Genomic DNA, 16,841 nt, shown 5'->3' with positions numbered 1-16,841 from the left:
GGCGTGGACCGGGCGTGCCACTGGGGCGCCCTGGACGCGGCGGGGGAGACGTGGGCCTTCCTGGGGTCGGCGCTGGACGCGCTGGACCCGGCCCAGGCCCGGCTGCTGCCCCACTTCCTGGGACAGGGCGGGGTGTTCTTCAGCGAGCTGCCGCCGGGAGTCCGGGCGAGCACGACGACCTTCCCCCGGCGCAACCGACTCATCGCTGGGGCGTCGGACGCGGTGCTGGTGATGCGGGCCGGGCTGGAGTCCGGGAGCCTGTACACGGCGGACGCGGCCCGGGCGCAGGGGCGGCCGGTGTTCGCCCTGCCTGGAGATGTCTGGCAGCCGGCGGCGGCGGGTTGCAACGCCCTGCTGGCGGACGGGCGGGCCCGGGCCTGTACGTCCGCTGAAGCGATCTGCGCGGTGGTGGGCGTTCATCCCGGCCGGGCGGTGCCCGCGGGGCGTGAAGGAGGTTGGTGGGAGGCGCTGTCCGTGGAAGCGCGCGGGGCTTATGGACTGTTGGACAGGGTTCCCCGGTCTTTTGACGAGGTGCTCGCCCAGAGTCCGCTGTCCCCCGCCGCGCTCACGAGCGCCCTGGTGGAGTTGGAATTGTCGGGGCTGGTGGTCCAGCACCCGGGTAAACGGTACGAGAAGGTTTGAAGGCAGTCCGAGGTAGGAGAGCCATGGCCACGCGGAAGAAGACACAGGCGGCGCAGACGGAAGCGGCGGAGGAGACGCCCAAGAAGGCGGCCTCCAAGAAGCCGGCTGCCAAGAAGGCGCCCGCCAAGAAGAAGACGGCGGCGAAGAAGGCCTCGGCCAAGAAGAAGACGGCGGCCCGTCGCCGTGGCGCGGACGGCGAGGAACTGCCCACCGTGGACGCGGATGCCGACGCGGAGGAGGAAGTCCCCGAGCGCCGTGGCAAGGGCCCGCACTACCTGGTGGTGGTGGAGTCTCCCGCCAAGGCCAAGACCATCAAGAAGTACCTGGGCAGCGGCTACACGGTGAAGGCGTCCGTGGGGCACGTGAAGGATCTGCCCAAGAGCAAGATTGGCGTCGACGTGGAGGACGACTTCAAGCCCGAGTACACGGTCATCAAGGGCAAGGAGAAGGTCCTCAACGAGCTGAAGAAGACGGCCAGGACGGTGGACCGCGTGTTCCTCGCGACGGACCCCGACCGCGAGGGCGAGGCCATCGCCTGGCACATCAAGGAGGAGCTGGCCCACCCCGACTCCCTCCGGGTGACCTTCAACGAGATCACCAAGAAGGCGGTGCAGGAAGCCATCGCCAATCCGCGCGAGCTCAACCAGGACAACTACGACTCGCAGCAGACCCGGCGCATCCTGGACCGGCTCGTCGGCTATCAAATCTCGCCGCTGCTCTGGAAGAAGATCCGCCGGGGCCTGTCCGCCGGCCGCGTGCAGTCCGTCGCCGTGCGCCTCATCGTGGAGCGCGAGACGGAGATCAAGGCCTTCACGCCGGAGGAGTACTGGACGCTGGACGCGCTGGTGCAGGGCCCCCAGGGTCCTCCGCCCTTCAAGGCCAAGCTGTCCCGCGTGGATGGCAAGAAGGTGGAGCTGAAGGACCGCGCCACCACGGACGGGCTGGTCGCGGAGCTGAAGGACGCGCCCTTCACCGTCACCAAGGTGGACCGCAAGGAGCGTCGCCGCAACGCGCCCGCGCCCTTCATCACCTCCAAGCTCCAGCAGGAGGCCGCCAACCGTCTGCACTTCACCGCCAAGAAGACGATGACGCTGGCGCAGAAGCTGTACGAAGGCGTGCCCCTGGGTGAAGAGGGCCAGACGGCGCTCATCACGTACATGCGTACGGACTCCACGCGTCTGTCGGACGACGCCGTCACGCAGGTGCGGGAGTTCATCGGCCAGAAGTACGGCGCGGACTACCTGCCGCCGGAGCCCATGGTCTACAAGAGCCGCAAGAGCGCCCAGGACGCGCACGAGGCCATCCGGCCCACGTCCCTGGAGTACCCGCCCGAGCGCGTGCGTCCCTTCTTCGACGCGATGGACGAGTCGGACATGTTCCGCCTCTACGAGCTCATCTGGAACCGCTTCGTCGCGTGCCAGATGAAGCCCGCCGTGTACGACCAGACGGCCGCGGACATCACCGCGGGCCGCGCCACGTTCCGCGCGTCCGGCAGCACCCTGAAGTTCCCGGGCTACCTGGGCGTGTACGGCGCCGGCCTCACGCCGGAAGAGGAGTCCGAGCGCGACAAGGCCAAGGCCGCCGGTGAAGAGGGCGCCGAGGACGTGGTGGGCGAACTGCCGCCCCTCAACGAGGGCGAAGTCCTGGCCCTGCACAAGCTGCTCAACGAGCAGCACTTCACCCAGCCGCCCCCGCGCTTCAGCGAGGCCACGCTGGTGAAGGAGCTGGAAGAGCGCGGCATCGGGCGCCCGTCCACGTACGCGGCCATCCTCTCCAACATCCAGGACAAGAAGTACGTGGAGAAGCTGGAGAGCCGCTTCCGGCCCACGGACCTGGGGCAGATGACCAACGAGCTGCTGGTGAAGCACTTCCCCCATGAGCTGGACGTGTCGTTCACGGCCAGCATGGAGGAGAAGCTCGATCAGATCTCCGACGGCGGCGCCAGCTGGAAGACCGTCCTCCACGACTTCTACGGGCCCTTCAAGGAGACCCTGGAGAAGGCCGAAGCGGAGATGCGCGACGTCAAGCGCGAGGAGATCAAGACCGACATCGCCTGCGAGAAGTGCGGCAACCCGTTCGTCATCAAGTTCGGGAAGATGGGCCACTTCCTCGCCTGCTCGAACTACCCCGACTGCAAGAACACCAAGGACTTCAAGCGGGACGCCGAGGGGAAGATCGTCATCGTGGAGGAGGAGACCACGGACGAGAAGTGCGAGAAGTGCGGCAAGCCCATGGTCATCAAGCGCGGCCGGTTCGGACGCTTCATGGCGTGCTCGGGCTACCCGGACTGCAAGACGTCCAAGCCCATCTCCATCGGGGTGAACTGCCCGGAGTGCAAGGTGGGCTACCTCACCGAACGCCGCAGTGGCCGGGGGAAGATCTTCTTCGGCTGCAACCGGTATCCGGAGTGCAAGTTCGCCGCGTGGGACCGGCCGCTCGCGGAGGCGTGCCCTCAGTGCGCGTCGCCGTACCTCCTGCAGAAGTACTCCAAGCGGGACGGCGCCTACATCTCCTGCCCGAACAAGGAATGCGACTACCGCCGCGAGGTGGTGGAGCAGGGCGGCCTGGGCGCTCCGACGGAGGCAGCCGTGGGGGCTGCTGGCGAGGCACCGGTCGCTCCCCCGCCTTCTTCGGCGGCCTGAGCGGAAAGCTGAGTCATTCCAGGGGGCTGGCTGGACCCCCCTGGCTTGACACCCTCGCGGGCGAAGTCCTAGAAGTCCTGATTGCTCCCAGCCCGTGATCGCAAGCCTCCTGCCCGTACGCGGCAGGGGTGCGCGCGGGGGGCAGCGAAAGGACGCACTCCGCGATGAATCCCTCCGTGAACGCGTTGTTGAGCATGGTCTTGGCCGAGGCGGCTCCCGCGGCCGGCCATGCTTCCTCCGGAGGCCTGGGGGATTTCATCGTCGGCGCCTTCAAGGCCGGCGGTCCGTTCATGTTCGTGAACCTGTTCTGGCTGGCCGCGTCCATGGCCGTCATCGGGGAGCGCGCGGTGACGCTGCTGTTCCGCTACCGGCTCAACGCGAGCGCGTTCATCGAACAGGTCCACAAGATGGTGCGCAGCGGCAACCTGGACCGCGCGGTGAAGTTCTGCGGCATGGCGCCGCGCTCGCCGCTGGCCCGCGTCATCCGCGCGGGGCTCATCAACGCGAACCGCGGCGAGCTGGAAGTGGCCAAGGCCGTGGAGGAGGCGCTGGCGGAGTACACGCCGCACGTCTCGCGCCGGGTGCAGTGGCTGTGGTCGCTCGCGAACATCGCGACGCTGGTGGGCCTCGTCGGCACCATCGTGGGCCTCATCGGCACCTTCCGCGCGCTGGGCAACGTGCCGGCGGAGCAGAAGCAGGCGCTGCTCTCCAACGGCATCTCGGAGGCCATGTACAACACGGGCTTCGGGCTCTCCATCGCGGTGCTCTGCATCGTGTCGCACCTGTTCTTCCACACGTACTCGAAGAACATGGTGGAGTCGGTGGAGCTCAACGCGCTGAAGCTGGAGAACCTGCTGTCGCGGCGCGGCTCGCTGGAAGTCGTCCCCGCGGACGACGACGTCCGGGCGGCGTCGTAGTCCCCGCTGGCTTCCGGAGCCACGCATGGCGTTCTACTACTCCCGCCGCAAGCTGAAGCCGAGGGAAGAGGAAGAGGGGGGCGAGCTGAACATCGTCCCGTACCTCGACATCCTCATGAACCTCATCATCTTCATGCTGCTTTCCATCACGGGCCTCACGGCCTTTGGCGCGCTCAACGTGTCCGCGCCCACGTATGGCGGCGGAGCTTCCGCCAGCGCGGGCCTGGCGGAGGCGGACGCGCCCAAGCTGATGCTCCAGGTGCTCATCTCCGAGAAGGGCCTCTATGTCCGGGGCAACGGCAAGGAGGCCGCGGCGCCGGAGGGGGATGCGCCCACGCTGCCGCGGCGCGCGGACGGCACCTATGACTACGCGGCGCTCAACGCGCGCCTGGTGAAGATCAAGGCGGAGTTCCCCCAGGAGACGAAGGTCATCGTGGCGGCGGATCCGAACATCCCCTACGACGCCCTCATCCAGACGATGGACGCCCTGCGCGAAACGGCGGGCCCCACCGAGCGCAAGCTGCTCTTCCCCGACGTCACCCTGAGCACCCTGTAGCCATGTCCGACACCGCGCCCCCGACCGCCGCCGAAGCCGAACAGCTCGCGCGCATGCGCTACCGCCGGGCCCTCGCGCGCAAGAAGCGCAAGGAGCGCGAGGCCGCCTCGGAGGTGAAGGAGCTCAACATCACCGCGATGATGGACATGATGACCATCATCCTGGTGTTCCTCCTGAAGTCCTTCGCGTCGTCCTCCGCGGCCATCACCGCGTCCGAGGACGTCCGTCCGCCGGTGTCCTCCACGCGCGCGACGCCCAAGGACACGGTGGCCATCACCATCACCCCCAAGAACATCCTGGTGGGGGACCGCGAGGTGGTGCGGCTGAAGGACGGACGCATCCCGGAGACGCAGTTCCCCGAGGACAACAAGCGGCTGGTGCTGGGGCTGGATGAGCAGCTGAAGAAGGAAGTGAAGAAGCTCAAGTTCATCGCCGAGCGCAACCCGGCGGCGCCGTTCAGCCACGAGCTGTCCGTCATCGCGGACAAGATGGTGCCGTACGACCTGCTCGTCACCGTGCTCTACACGGCGGGGCAGAACGAGCTGGAGAACTACCGCTTCATCGTGCTCCAGCGCGACTCGGAGTAGCCGCACCCGGCCTGCTGGACACACGACTCCCCCGCGCGGGATGGACACACGGGGGAGCGCCTGATGCCTTCGCTAGAGGGACAGGCTGCCCGTGTGGCGAGCGGCGTCCCGCGTCTCCTGCTCGTGGAGGGCGGCGTCCTCCTCGCAGCGGATGGCGAAGGGCATGGCCTCCAGCCGGTCCAGGGAGATTTCGTTGCCGCAGTCCACGCACTCGCCGAACACGTCCGTGTCCATGCGGCGCAGCGCGGCGTCAATCAGCATGATCTCCCGGCGCTGGGCCTCAATGAGCGTGGACAGGGTGTAGTCCGCCAGCTCCGCCTGGGCCTGTTCCTCGTACTCGGGATCGCGCTCCTGGTCCTTCAGCGCCATCAGCTCCCGGCGAGCGCCTGCCTGGGCGTCCTCGGTCGTCTTGCGGCGTTTCTGCAGAAGCTCACGGATCATCAACAAGTCCTTGGCTCGGCTCATGGCTGCGTCACTCCCATCCCGGTTCGCGGTTGAAGGGCGCTCGCGGCCGGTGGTGTGGCATCCCGGCGCGAAGACCGCGAGAAACCTAGGGTTGGATCCCAGGTGGGGAAACCTCACCTCCCCGTCTGCACGCATGGTGGGACGCAGGGCAGGCAGCCAGCCGTGGGCAGGCCGGGAAGTGGAAAGAGAACGCGGGGTTGCGCTGGTGCTTTCACGGCTGGGAAAGGGCGCGACCTTCCTGCTAACAGGGACGCCCCGGGCGCCCTGGAGTCTCAAGACGCACCCGGTGCGTGGGGAGGTTGCATGTCGGATGTGAAGCAGCGGGTGACGGTGATTGGCGGGGGCCTGGCGGGCACCGAGTGCGCGTACCAGCTCGCGCGGCGCGGCGTGCCGGTGGTGCTGCGCGAGATGAAGCCGCACAAGCGCTCCCCCGCGCACAAGTCGGACACGCTCGCGGAGCTGGTGTGCAGCAACTCCCTGCGCTCGGACAACCCGGAGAGCGCCATTGGCCTCTTGCACGCGGAATTGCGCGCGCTGGGCTCGCTGGTGCTGGGCAGCGCGGACCTGCACCGCGTGCCCGCCGGTGACGCGCTGGCGGTGGAGCGCGAGGGCTTCTCCCGCGAAATCACCACCCGGCTCCAGGAGGGCGTGGGCGTGGAGATTGTCGGCGGCGAGGTGGAGCACCTTCCGGACGAGGGCGTGGTGGTGGTGGCCACGGGGCCGCTGACGTCGGACGCGCTCACGGCGGAGCTGGAGCGCCACGTGGGCACGAAGCTCTACTTCTACGACTCCATCGCGCCCATCCTGTCCGGGGACTCCATCGACATGGAGGTGGCGTTCCGCCAGAGCCGCTACGGCAAGGGCGGCGGGGATGACTACCTCAACCTGCCGATGAACCGCGACGAGTACTACCGCTTCGTCAACGAGGTGAAGGCGGGCCAGAAGCTGGTGCCGCACAGCTTCGAGGAACCGAAATACTTCGAAGGGTGTCTGCCCATCGAGGTGATGGCGGAGCGCGGAGACGACACGCTGGCCTTCGGGCCGCTCAAGCCGGTGGGGCTGAAGGACCCGCGCACGGGGAAGGACCCCTACGCGGTGGTGCAGCTGCGCATGGAGGACAAGGCCGGCACGGCGTGGAACATGGTGGGCTTCCAGACGCGCCTGACGTGGGGCGAGCAGAAGCGCATCTTCATGTCCTGCATCCCGGGCCTGCAGAACGCGGAGTTCCTGCGGATGGGGCAGATCCACCGCAACACGTTCATCGACTCGCCGCGCCTCCTGGCGGAGGACCTGTCGCTGAAGACGCAGCGGCGGGTGTTCTTCGCGGGGCAGGTGACGGGGGTGGAGGGCTACGTGGAGAGCGCGGCGTGCGGCTACCTGGTTGCGCTGGCGGTGCACGCGCGCCTCACCGGCACGGCGTTCGTGCCGCCGCCCGCGACGACGGCGCTGGGGTCGCTGTACCGGCATGTCACGGGGGAAGCGCACCCGCCGGACCATCCGCACCAGCCCACCAACGTCATCTACGGCCTGTTCCCGCCCTTGTCCGGGCGGATGAAGAAGGCGGACAAGCGCGCGGCCTACTCGGCGCGGGCGAAGCAGGACCTGGCGGCCTGGCTGCCACACGCGGGCGTCGCGGCAGCGGGCGCGCCCCAAGCAACGGACCCGACGGAAGAACAGAGGAGCGCATGAAGCGACCTGGGATGTGGGGCCTCGTGGCCCTGCTGGCGGTGGTGGGGTGCAACAAGAAGGGCGACGACGGCGCCGCCCCCTCGCAGCGCAGCGCCGCCAAGGACGACACGGTCCGCAGCGCGGCGAAGGGCGCGGCGCTGGTGGGCGGGCAGGGACAGTTGCTGGCGGCGGGCCGCGCCGCGGACCTGCGCCTGTCGCCGGACGGGCAGTTCGCCACGTACCTGCTCAACGGACAGAAGCCCCGGCTGGACGGCATCCCGCCGCAGATGCTGGTGGGCGCGCTGTACGTGGTGCCGGTCGCGGGCGGCAAGCCGCGCGCGCTGGGCGACGGCGTGACGAACGTGCCGGGCAGCCTGCTGTTCTCCGCGGACTCCCGGCACCTGCTGTACGTGACGGGCTACAACCCGGCCTCGCAGTCGGGTGAGCTGCACGCGCTGGCCTTGACGGACGCGGCGGCGGAGCCGGCGACGCTGGGCACGGCGGTGAGCTACCTCCTGCCCTCGCCCGACGGCGTCAGCGTGGCCTTCGTGGACGGCGGCGTGCTGAAGCTGGGCCCGCTGCCCGCGGGGCCGTTCCAGGACGTGGCGGCGGAGGTGAGCACCGCGCAGTTCACGCCGGACGGCAAGACGCTGCTCTTCAAGCGCCGGCTGTCGGCCGCGAGCGGGCTGGCGGCGGTGACGGTGGGCTCCAACGAACCGCCGCGCAAGCTGGCGGATCAGGTGGGCGACTACGAGGTGTCGTCGGACGGCAAGCGCGTGGCGTACCAGGTGCGCAGCGAGGCCGTGCGCGGCATGTATGACCTGTACCTGGCGGACGTGCCGGCGCTGAAGGGCCAGCGGCTCGCGGTGGGCTCGAAGGTGTTCGGCTTCTCTCCGGATGGCCAGTGGCTGGCGCGCACGGAGAACGGCAAGCCGGAGCAGCTGGGCGACCTGTACGTGGGCCCGGCGTCCGGTGGGCCGGGGCGCAAGGTGGGCGAGGCGGTGGAGGAGATGGCGTTCGCGCCGGACTCCAAGGCGGTGGGCTTCCTGGAGAAGTACGACCAGCCGTCGCGCGCGGGCGCGATGAGCGTGGCGACGCTGCCGGACGGCGCGCCGAAGCGGGTGGGGGACCGGGTGCCCAACTTCGTGTGGGGTTCGGACAGCCGCTACGTGGCGTTCCTGTCGCGCTTCGTGAAGCCGGTGTTCTCCGTGGACCTGATGCTGTACGCGCTGGGCCAGGAGAAGGCGGAGAAGGTGCAGCCGGGCGTGTTCGGCTACGGCTTCATGCCGAACAACGGCGCGGTGGTGTTCCGCACCAACTGCATCCGCAACGGCCGCGCGTGCGACTTCAAGGCGCTGGACCTGGGCGAGAAGCAGACCGAGGCGAAGACGTGGATGCAGGGCATCTTCAGCTATAAAATCTCCAACGACGGGGCCCGCATCCTCGCGACGTACGCGCGCATGGACTCGGACACCTACGACGTCGCCGTCTATGACGTGAAGACGGGGGCCCGCAAGACGCTCGACCAGGGCGTGCAGGTGCCCACGTACTTCGCGGGCAAGGACGACGCCCGCGCCGTCTACATCATCGGCCAGGGGCAGAACCCCGGCGTGTACAGCGCCATCGCGTCACCGCAGTAATCAGCAGTGGCCGTTGACCCGGGGGGTGGAGGGCGGCTTCGCCTTCCGCCCCTTAGGGGCCGGCCGGCGCTGTTGATGCGTGCACAGTCGGGGCGGGTGTGGTGTCTTGCCCGCCGAATGGCACAACTCGTCTATCGGCGCTACGGCGGCTCCCTCCAGGTCGACATCCCCGACTTCCACACGCTCACCGAGGCGGTGCGGATTCCCGCGACGCAGTGGATGGCGCTCGCGTGTCCGCTGGAGGGCATCGCGTGCGACCCGCGCTTCCTCACGCTGATGGACGCGGACGGCAACGGCCGCATCCGGGTGGAGGAGCTGCGCGCCGCGGTGGACTGGACGGCGGCGCGGCTGAAGGACGCCAAGGGCGCGGACGCGGGCAGCGACGTGCTGGAGCTGGCGGCGCTCTCCGACACGGCGAACAACCTGCGCGGCGCGGCGGAGCTGGTGCTGCGCACGCTGCACGCGCCGGACGTCACGCGCCTGTCCCTGGAGCAGCTGCGCACCAGTGACAAGGCGCTGCGCGACGCGGGCACGAACGGCGACGGCATCATCGCGCCCACGTCGCTGCCGGAGCGGCTGCGGCCCCTGGCGCAGGCCATCATCGCGGCCTTCCCGGCGGTGACGAACCGCGCGGGGCTGGTGGGCGTGAACGCGGAGCTGGTGAAGCGCTTCCGCGAGGAGCGGACGGCGCTGCTCGCGCACCTGTCCGGACGGGACTCGGTGTTCACCTGGGGCACGGCGAGCCTGGAGCAGGCGAAGCGCGTGCATGACGTGGCGCCGCTCCTGGATGGCTACTTCGTGCAGTGCCGGCTCGTCGCCGCGCAGCCGGAGGCCGCGGCCAGCCTGCGCCTGCGCGCGGAGCGGGTGGAAGGGGCGCTGGGCGACGTGGGCGCCATGGGCAAGGCCGTGGGTGAGCTGCCCATCGCGCCGCCGGACCCGTCGGGCGTGCTCGTGTGGGCGCGGCTGTACCGGGGCCCCGGCTACGAGCGGCTGGAGGCCTTCCATCAGGAGGTGGCGACGCCGCTGCTGGGCGACGGCGTGAAGCTGACGGACACGGCGTGGAAGGAGCTGTCCACGAAGGCGGAGGCCATCCTCGCGTGGCAGGCGAAGCGGGACACGCACGCGCTGCACGCGGTGGCGGACACGCTCTCCACCGTGTCGGACGAGGAGCTGGACGCGCTGGAGGCCGCGAGCCGCGAGGACCTGTCGCTCAAGGGCACGCTGGACGTCATCGCGGAGCTGGAGCGGCTGGTGCTGTACCAGCGCTGGCTCCTGGTGTTCGCCAACAACTTCATCAGCATGCCCAGCCTGTACCTGCCCAAGCGCCGGGCGCTGATGGAGCGGGGCACGCTCATCCTGGCTGGTCGCAAGTACACGCTGTCGGTGCTGGTGAAGGACCGGGCGGCGCACTCGGCGCTGACGGGGCAGGGCACCACCTGCATCCTCTACGTGAAGGTGCTGCCCAAGGACGGCGCGGAGGGCTACGAGGTCGCGGTGCCCGTCACGGCCGGCCGCAGCACGGAGCTCGTCGTGGGCAAGCGCGGCGTGTTCTACGACGTGGACGGCGTGGAGAGTGACGCCATCGTCACGCAGGTGGTCCGCCAGCCGGTGTCGCTCTGGGAGTCCATGACGATGCCGTTCATGCGCATCGGCGCGTTCATCTCCGGCAAGGTGGAGAAGCTGGCGGCGTCGGGCGAGAAGGAATTCGATTCGACGCTGGAGCACGGCTACACGCAGACGGTGACGGCGCCCCCGGCCGGTGCGGCTCCCGCGGCGGCGGCCCCGGCGGCGCCCGCGGCGGGAGGACTCGCTGGAGTGCTCGCGGCGGGTGGCATCGCGTTCGCGGCGCTGGGTTCGTCGCTGGCGTTCATCCTCACGCAGGTCAAGTCGCTGACGCTGGTGGACGTCATCACCGCGGCGACCATCCTGGCCATCGTGGTGATGGCGCCCGCGGGCCTGCTCGGGTGGCTGAAGCTGAGGCGGCGCAACCTGGCGCTGCTCCTGGAGGGCTCTGGCTGGGCGCTCAATGATCGGCTGATGCTCACCCGGGGCGTGGCGACGCTCATCACCCGCCGTCCGAAGCTGCCGAAGAACGCGCGCGTGGATCGCTCGGACCTGGTGCGCGGGGCGCTGCGCCACACCCAGGACGACGACGAGAGCGACGGCATGTCCGTGGGAGCCCGCCTCGGCCTGACGCTGCTCGTGCTGTTCATCCTGCTGTGGCAGGTGCGCGTGTCCATCACGGAGTGGATGTGCACGCACCGCTGGCTGTCCGAGGACAGTTGCCGGGTGTTCCTGCCCAAGCTGGTGCCTTCTGAACTGCCGGGGGCGCCGGTGGTGGCCCCCGCCGCTCCGGCCCCGGTGCCCGCGAAGTAGGCCGCGCTCGCGCGCCGTCGTGAATCTTGCGAGGCTCGGGGAGGCCCCTAGGCTTCCCCGACCATGTCGACCCTGTCTCCGCTCCTCGAGAAGTTCCGCGCCCACCTGGAAGACGAGAAGGACGCGTCACCGCACACGGTGCGCAACTACCTCATCGACCTGGTGGACTATGAGCGCTACCTCGTGGAGCGGATGAAGTCGTCGCTGCTGGCCGGCACGCACGCGGCCATCCGGGGCTACCTGGGCACGCTGAGCGTGGACCACGCTCCTGCCAGTCGCGCGCGGCGGCTGGCGAGCATCAAGTCGTTCTACAAGTACCTGGTGCGGCAGAAGCTCCTGTCCGCCAGTCCCGCGAAGCTGGTGAAGAGCCCCAAGCTGCCGAAGACGCTGCCCAAGGTGCTGCCGGTGGAGGAGGTGTTCGCCATCCTCGACCTGCCGGACGTGAACACGGTGCTGGGGCTTCGCGACAAGGCCATCCTGGAGATGCTCTACGGCGGCGGCCTGCGCATCAGCGAGCTGTGCGGCCTGTCGCTGCTGGGCGTGGACCGCAGCAGCCGCATCGTCCGGGTGATGGGCAAGGGCAGCAAGGAGCGCCTCATCCCGCTCAACGCGAAGTCCATCCGCGCGCTGGAGGCGTACCTCGCGAGGCGCGGCGAGCTGCTGGCCACGGTGCACGCGGGGCAGGATCCGGACGCGCTGTTCCTCAACTTCCGCGGCGGCCGGCTGACGCCCCGGAGCATCGCGAGGCACCTGGATGCGTACGTGCTCCAGCTCGCGCTGGCGCGCAAGGTGAGCCCGCACGCGATGCGCCACTCGTTCGCCACGCACCTGCTGGGCGGCGGTGCGGACATCCGCAGCATCCAGGAGCTGCTGGGCCACGCGAGCCTGTCCACCACGCAGAAGTACACCCACGTGACCTTCGAACAGTTGCAGGAAGTCTACGACGCCGCGCACCCTCGCGCGTGACGCGGTTGGAAGGGCAGGGGCATGTCGAACCGGAGTGATGAAGTTGAAGCGTTCATGGCGGAGCTCGAACATCCGCTGAAGGCGGAGATCGAAGCCGTGCGCAGCGCCATCCTGGCCTCCGACAAGACGCTCACCGAGCGCATCAAGTGGAAGGCCCCCAGCTTCTGTCACGGCGGCGATGACCGGGTGACGTTTCGGCTGGCCCCCAAGGGCATCTTCCAGGTCATCCTCCACCGGGGCGCGAAGGTGAAGGACACGGCGGGCTTCGCCTTCGAGGACGACTCGGGCCTGGTGAAGTGGGCCGCGGTGGACCGGGGCATCGTCACGCTCCAGGACGCGAAGGACGTGAAGGCGAAGAAGGCGGCCCTGGTGAAGCTGGTGGGCCGGTGGATCCAGGCCACCGTGGCCTGAAGGGCGGCGTGGAAGTTCTGGGGAGGGTGAGGGAGCGGACAGCCGGGCCGTGTTTGCTGGTGGGGGCGGGGCGGGCTTGTTAAACCTCCCGCCATGTTCCACGGCACCACCATCCTCTGTGTCCGCCGCGACCAGAAGGTCGTCATCGCGGGCGACGGCCAGGTCAGCCTCGACAAGACCATCATGAAGAACACGGCGCGCAAGGTGCGCCGCATTGGCGACGGGCAGGTGCTCGCCGGCTTCGCGGGCAGCACCGCGGACGCCTTCACGCTCTTCGAGCGCTTCGAGGCCAAGTTCAAGGAGCACCAGAAGAACCTGACCCGCGCCTGCGTGGAGCTGGGCAAGGACTGGCGCACCGACCGCTTCCTGCGCCGCCTGGAGGCGCTGCTCATCGTCGCGGACCGGGAGAAGACGTTCATCCTCTCCGGCGCGGGCGACGTCATCGAACCCGACCACGGCATCGCCGCCGTGGGCAGCGGTGGTTCCTACGCGCTGTCCGCCGCGCGCGCGCTGCAGGCGAACACGCAGATGTCGGCCCGCGACATCTGCACGCAGTCCATGGCCATCGCCGCGGACATCTGCGTCTACACGAACTCCAACGTCACCTACGAAGAGCTCTGAGAGGACCGCCCCGTGGCCGAATCGCGCAAGTTGTCCGCCTTCACGCCTCGCGAGGTCGTCAGCGAGCTGGATCGCTACATCGTCGGCCAGAACGACGCCAAGCGCGCCGTGGCCATCGCGCTGCGCAACCGGTGGCGCCGCCAGCAGGTCTCCGACGACCTGCGGGATGAAATCCACCCGAAGAACATCATCATGATCGGCCCCACCGGCGTGGGGAAGACGGAGATCGCCCGCCGGCTGGCGAAGCTCTCCCAGGCGCCCTTCGTGAAGGTGGAGGCCTCCAAGTTCACGGAGGTGGGCTACGTGGGCCGCGACGTGGAGTCGATGATCCGCGACCTCGTGGAGGCGGCCATCGCGCTCGTGCGCGAGGAGGAGACGGAGAAGGTCAAGCCGCGCGCGGAGGAGCTGGCCGAGGACCGGCTGATGGAGCTGCTCAAGAATGGCGGCGCGTCCCGCCCGTCCGCGTCCCCGCCCTTCGGCTTCTCGCCCCCGCCGCCCACCGCGCCGTCGCCGCTGGGCGACAGCGAGCGGGAGAAGCTGCGCGCCCAGCTGCGCGCCGGCACGCTGGATGATCAGCACGTGGAGGTGGAGACCAGCGAGAGCTCGCCCACGTTCATGCGCAACTTCAGCGGCCAGGGCATGGAGGAGATCGGCGTCAACCTCCAGGACCTGTTCAAGAACATGCCGGGCATGAAGAACACCCGGAAGCGCCGCGTGCGCGTGCCCGAGGCGCTCCAGATGCTGCGCGCGGAAGAGGCGCAGAAGCTGGTGGATCCGGACCGCGTCCAGCGCGAAGCGGTGGTGCGCGCCGAGTCCAGCGGCATCGTCTTCATCGATGAAATCGACAAGATCGCCAGCCGCGAGGGCGGCAAGGGCGGCGGGGGCCCGGACGTGTCGCGCGAAGGCGTGCAGCGCGACATCCTGCCCATCGTGGAGGGCTCCTCCGTCAACACGAAGTACGGGCAGGTGAAGACGGACCACATGCTCTTCATCGCGGCGGGCGCGTTCCACGTCTCCAAGCCGTCGGACCTCATCCCGGAGTTGCAGGGCCGCTTCCCCATCCGCGTGGAGCTGGAGGCGCTGTCCGGCGAGGACCTGGTGCGCATCCTGCGCGAGCCGAAGAACTCGCTGTTACGCCAGTACACCGCGCTGCTCGCCACCGAGGGCGTGCGCCTGTCCTTCACGGACGACGCGGTGTCGGAGCTGGCGCGCATCGCCCAGCAGGCCAACGATCGCACGCAGAACATCGGCGCGCGGCGCCTGCACACCGTGCTGGAGCGGCTCTTGGACGACGTGTCCTTCACCGCCAGCGAACTGGGCCCGCGCGACTTCCAGGTGGACGGCGCCTATGTGCGCGAGCGCCTGTCCGCCATCGTCCAGGACGAGGATCTGTCGCGCTACATCCTCTAGCGCGCTAGCGTCCCCGCCGTTGTCCCCCGCGCAGCACGAATCGTGAGGAAGACCACCTTGTCGCAACCGTCGCCATCCCCCGTCGCCTCCCCTGGCAACGACGCCCTCATGCAGAAGGCGAAGCAGCACCTGCTGCAGAACTACAAGCAGCAACCCATCGCCCTGGTGCGAGGGCAGGGCACGCGGGTGTGGGACGCGGACGGCAAGGCGTACCTGGACTGCATCGGCGGCATCGCCGTGTGCGCCCTGGGCCACTGCCACCCGGAGGTGGTCGCGGCGGCGAAGGCGCAGTTGGATCTGCTGTGGCACGTCTCCAACGTCTTCTACTCGCAGCCGCAGATCGACCTGGCCGAGCAGCTGACGGAGTGGGCGGGCCTGCCGCGCGCGTTCTTCTGCAACTCCGGCGCGGAGGCCAACGAGGCGCTCATCAAGCTGACCCGCAAGGTCATGAAGGACCGGGGCACGCCGGAGCGCTTCGAACTCATCACCTTCGACAAGAGCTTCCACGGCCGCACGCTGGCCACCGTCACCGCCACCGGCCAGCCGAAGTACCACGCGGGCTTCGAACCGCTGCCCGCGGGCTTCAAGCACGTGCCGTACGGGGACCTGGAGGCGGTGCGCCGCGCCGTGGGCCCCTCCACCGCCGCCATCCTGGTGGAGCCCATCCAGGGCGAGGGCGGGGTGCGCATGTCGCCCCCGGGCTTCCTCCAGGGCCTGCGCGCGCTGTGCGACGAGCACGGCCTGCTGCTGCTCGTGGATGAGGTCCAGACGGGCATGGGCCGCACCGGCCTGCCGTTCGGCTTCATGCACGACGGCATCCAGCCGGACGCCATCAGCATCGCCAAGGCCCTGGGCAACGGCCTGCCCATGGGGGCCATGCTGTGCCGCGAGGAGCTGGCGAAGAGCCTCACGCCCGGCACCCACGGCTCCACCTTCGGCGGCAACCTGGTGTCCGCCGCCGCGGCCAACGTCGTCCTGCGCCTCCTGCGCCAGCCCGGTCTGCTGCCGGACGTGCAGGCGAAGGGCGAGCACTTCCTCGCGGGCGCGCGGGCGCTCCAGGCCGCGCTGCCGGAAGGGCGCATCAAGGCCGTGCGGGGCCGGGGCCTGCTGCTGGGCGTGGAGCTGGACCGGGAGGTCGCGCCCGTCATCGCGAAGCTGCGCGACGCCGGACTGCTGGTGAACTCGGCGGGGGACACGACGCTGCGGTTCGCCCCTCCGCTCATCATCACCCGGCAGGAACTGGACGAAGCCCTGGGCATCCTCCAGCGTGTGCTGGCTTCCCTCTAGTCGCCTTCCCGCGAGGGGGCCCGTCACAGCCGGGGCGTTTGACGCCTTGCGTCCCGGACACCTACACTTTGGGATTCGCCTGCCGCGGAACGTGTGACCTTGAGCGCGCCCAACCCCATCGTCGGCCTGGGGGGCCGGACCGACCACATCGCGACGGTGCCCCACCTGGACCCGTCCCGCCTCCAGCTCAGCCCGGAGGAGGGCACGGTGCTGTCGCTCGTGGGCCGCGTCGAGCGCATCGACGCGGTGCTGTCCCGCTCCACGCTGGGCGAGGCCCGCACCATCGCCGTGCTGCTGTCCCTGCGCGCCAAGGGCGCCATCGTCCCCGCACGCGTGGTGCAACGCGCCACCCCCGCCGCCCCGGCCGTGGACGCCTCCATGGCGGAGGAGGTGGACCTGGAGCCCGAACAGAAGCGCGAGATCATCGACCTGGAGCGCGCGCTGGACGGGATGGACCACCACGCGGTGCTGGGCGTGCCCCGGGGCGCCACCGCCGCGGAGGTGAAGCAGGCCTATTACAACGCGTCCCGGCGCTTCCACCCGGACCGCTACTTCGGCAAGAACCTGGGCAGCTTCCGCGCCCGGCTGGAGCGCATCTTCAAGCGCCTCACCGACGCCCAGAACGCGCTCAGCCGCGCGGAGCCGCCCCCTCC

General features: G+C 69.5%; 15 protein-coding genes. 14 read left to right on the top strand and 1 reads right to left on the bottom strand.

Annotated elements, in window-relative coordinates; translation table 11 throughout:
- From D7X74_RS27815 to D7X74_RS27795, 5 genes are all read left to right on the top strand, one after another.
- Positions 1–642: DNA-processing protein DprA (locus D7X74_RS27815; RefSeq protein ID WP_199741910.1), on the top strand; the 642-nt coding region annotated here is incomplete at its 5' end.
- Between the two features lie 23 nt (positions 643–665).
- Positions 666–3,284, top strand: a complete 2,619-nt coding sequence (gene topA, locus D7X74_RS27810) for a type I DNA topoisomerase (RefSeq protein WP_120536031.1) — start codon at positions 666–668, stop codon at positions 3,282–3,284.
- Between the two features lie 164 nt (positions 3,285–3,448).
- Positions 3,449–4,201, top strand: coding sequence for a MotA/TolQ/ExbB proton channel family protein (locus tag D7X74_RS27805; RefSeq protein WP_120536030.1), 753 nt, complete (start codon positions 3,449–3,451; stop codon positions 4,199–4,201).
- A gap of 25 nt (positions 4,202–4,226) precedes the next feature.
- The gene (locus D7X74_RS27800) at positions 4,227–4,757 is read left to right on the top strand and encodes a biopolymer transporter ExbD (RefSeq protein WP_120536029.1); all 531 of its coding nucleotides are present in this window, start codon (positions 4,227–4,229) and stop codon (positions 4,755–4,757) included.
- Between the two features lie 2 nt (positions 4,758–4,759).
- Positions 4,760–5,344 (top strand): biopolymer transporter ExbD, encoded by a 585-nt coding sequence (locus D7X74_RS27795; protein WP_120536028.1) that lies wholly within the window; start codon positions 4,760–4,762, stop codon positions 5,342–5,344.
- Between the two features lie 72 nt (positions 5,345–5,416).
- Here the strand turns inward: D7X74_RS27795 and D7X74_RS27790 are convergent, their stop codons facing one another.
- Entirely contained in the window at positions 5,417–5,809 is a 393-nt protein-coding gene (locus tag D7X74_RS27790; protein WP_120536027.1) for a TraR/DksA C4-type zinc finger protein, read from the bottom strand.
- A 303-nt stretch (positions 5,810–6,112) separates the two neighbouring features.
- On the opposite strand from D7X74_RS27790, the gene trmFO reads away from it, so the two are divergent.
- From trmFO to D7X74_RS27745, 9 genes are all read left to right on the top strand, one after another.
- Positions 6,113–7,498 carry a methylenetetrahydrofolate--tRNA-(uracil(54)-C(5))-methyltransferase (FADH(2)-oxidizing) TrmFO gene (gene trmFO, locus D7X74_RS27785; protein ID WP_120536026.1) on the top strand — a complete coding sequence of 462 codons (1,386 nt, stop codon included), beginning with the start codon at positions 6,113–6,115 and terminating at the stop codon, positions 7,496–7,498.
- A complete protein-coding gene (locus tag D7X74_RS27780; protein WP_120536025.1) occupies positions 7,495–9,117 on the top strand; it encodes a gliding motility protein in 1,623 nt (540 codons plus the stop codon). Before trmFO ends, D7X74_RS27780 begins: the two co-directional genes overlap by 4 nt.
- Positions 9,118–9,234: 117 nt before the next feature.
- Entirely contained in the window at positions 9,235–11,493 is a 2,259-nt protein-coding gene (locus D7X74_RS27775) for a kinesin (RefSeq protein ID WP_120536024.1), read from the top strand.
- 63 nt (positions 11,494–11,556) lie between these two features.
- Positions 11,557–12,459, top strand: a complete 903-nt coding sequence (locus tag D7X74_RS27770; protein WP_120536023.1) for a tyrosine recombinase XerC — start codon at positions 11,557–11,559, stop codon at positions 12,457–12,459.
- Between the two features lie 21 nt (positions 12,460–12,480).
- Positions 12,481–12,870 carry a DUF1801 domain-containing protein gene (locus D7X74_RS27765; RefSeq protein ID WP_167508732.1) on the top strand — a complete coding sequence of 130 codons (390 nt, stop codon included), beginning with the start codon at positions 12,481–12,483 and terminating at the stop codon, positions 12,868–12,870.
- Positions 12,871–12,963: 93 nt separating this feature from the next.
- Positions 12,964–13,491: an ATP-dependent protease subunit HslV gene (gene hslV / locus D7X74_RS27760; protein WP_120536022.1), complete on the top strand. Its 528-nt coding sequence runs from the start codon at positions 12,964–12,966 to the stop codon at positions 13,489–13,491.
- A 12-nt stretch (positions 13,492–13,503) separates the two neighbouring features.
- Entirely contained in the window at positions 13,504–14,901 is a 1,398-nt protein-coding gene (gene hslU / locus D7X74_RS27755) for an ATP-dependent protease ATPase subunit HslU (RefSeq protein ID WP_120536021.1), read from the top strand.
- Between the two features lie 108 nt (positions 14,902–15,009).
- Positions 15,010–16,188, top strand: a complete 1,179-nt coding sequence (locus D7X74_RS27750) for an aspartate aminotransferase family protein (RefSeq protein ID WP_233602282.1) — start codon at positions 15,010–15,012, stop codon at positions 16,186–16,188.
- Between the two features lie 99 nt (positions 16,189–16,287).
- The coding region (locus D7X74_RS27745; protein WP_147446696.1) for a J domain-containing protein at positions 16,288–16,841 on the top strand (554 nt) is incomplete at its 3' end.

It is taken from the genome of Corallococcus sp. CA047B (assembly GCF_003612065.1).
GTDB classification, from domain to species: Bacteria; Myxococcota; Myxococcia; order Myxococcales; family Myxococcaceae; genus Corallococcus; species Corallococcus praedator.
The sequence above is the reverse complement of the archived record's forward strand: the minus strand, read 5'-3'. Positions and strand labels throughout refer to the sequence as shown.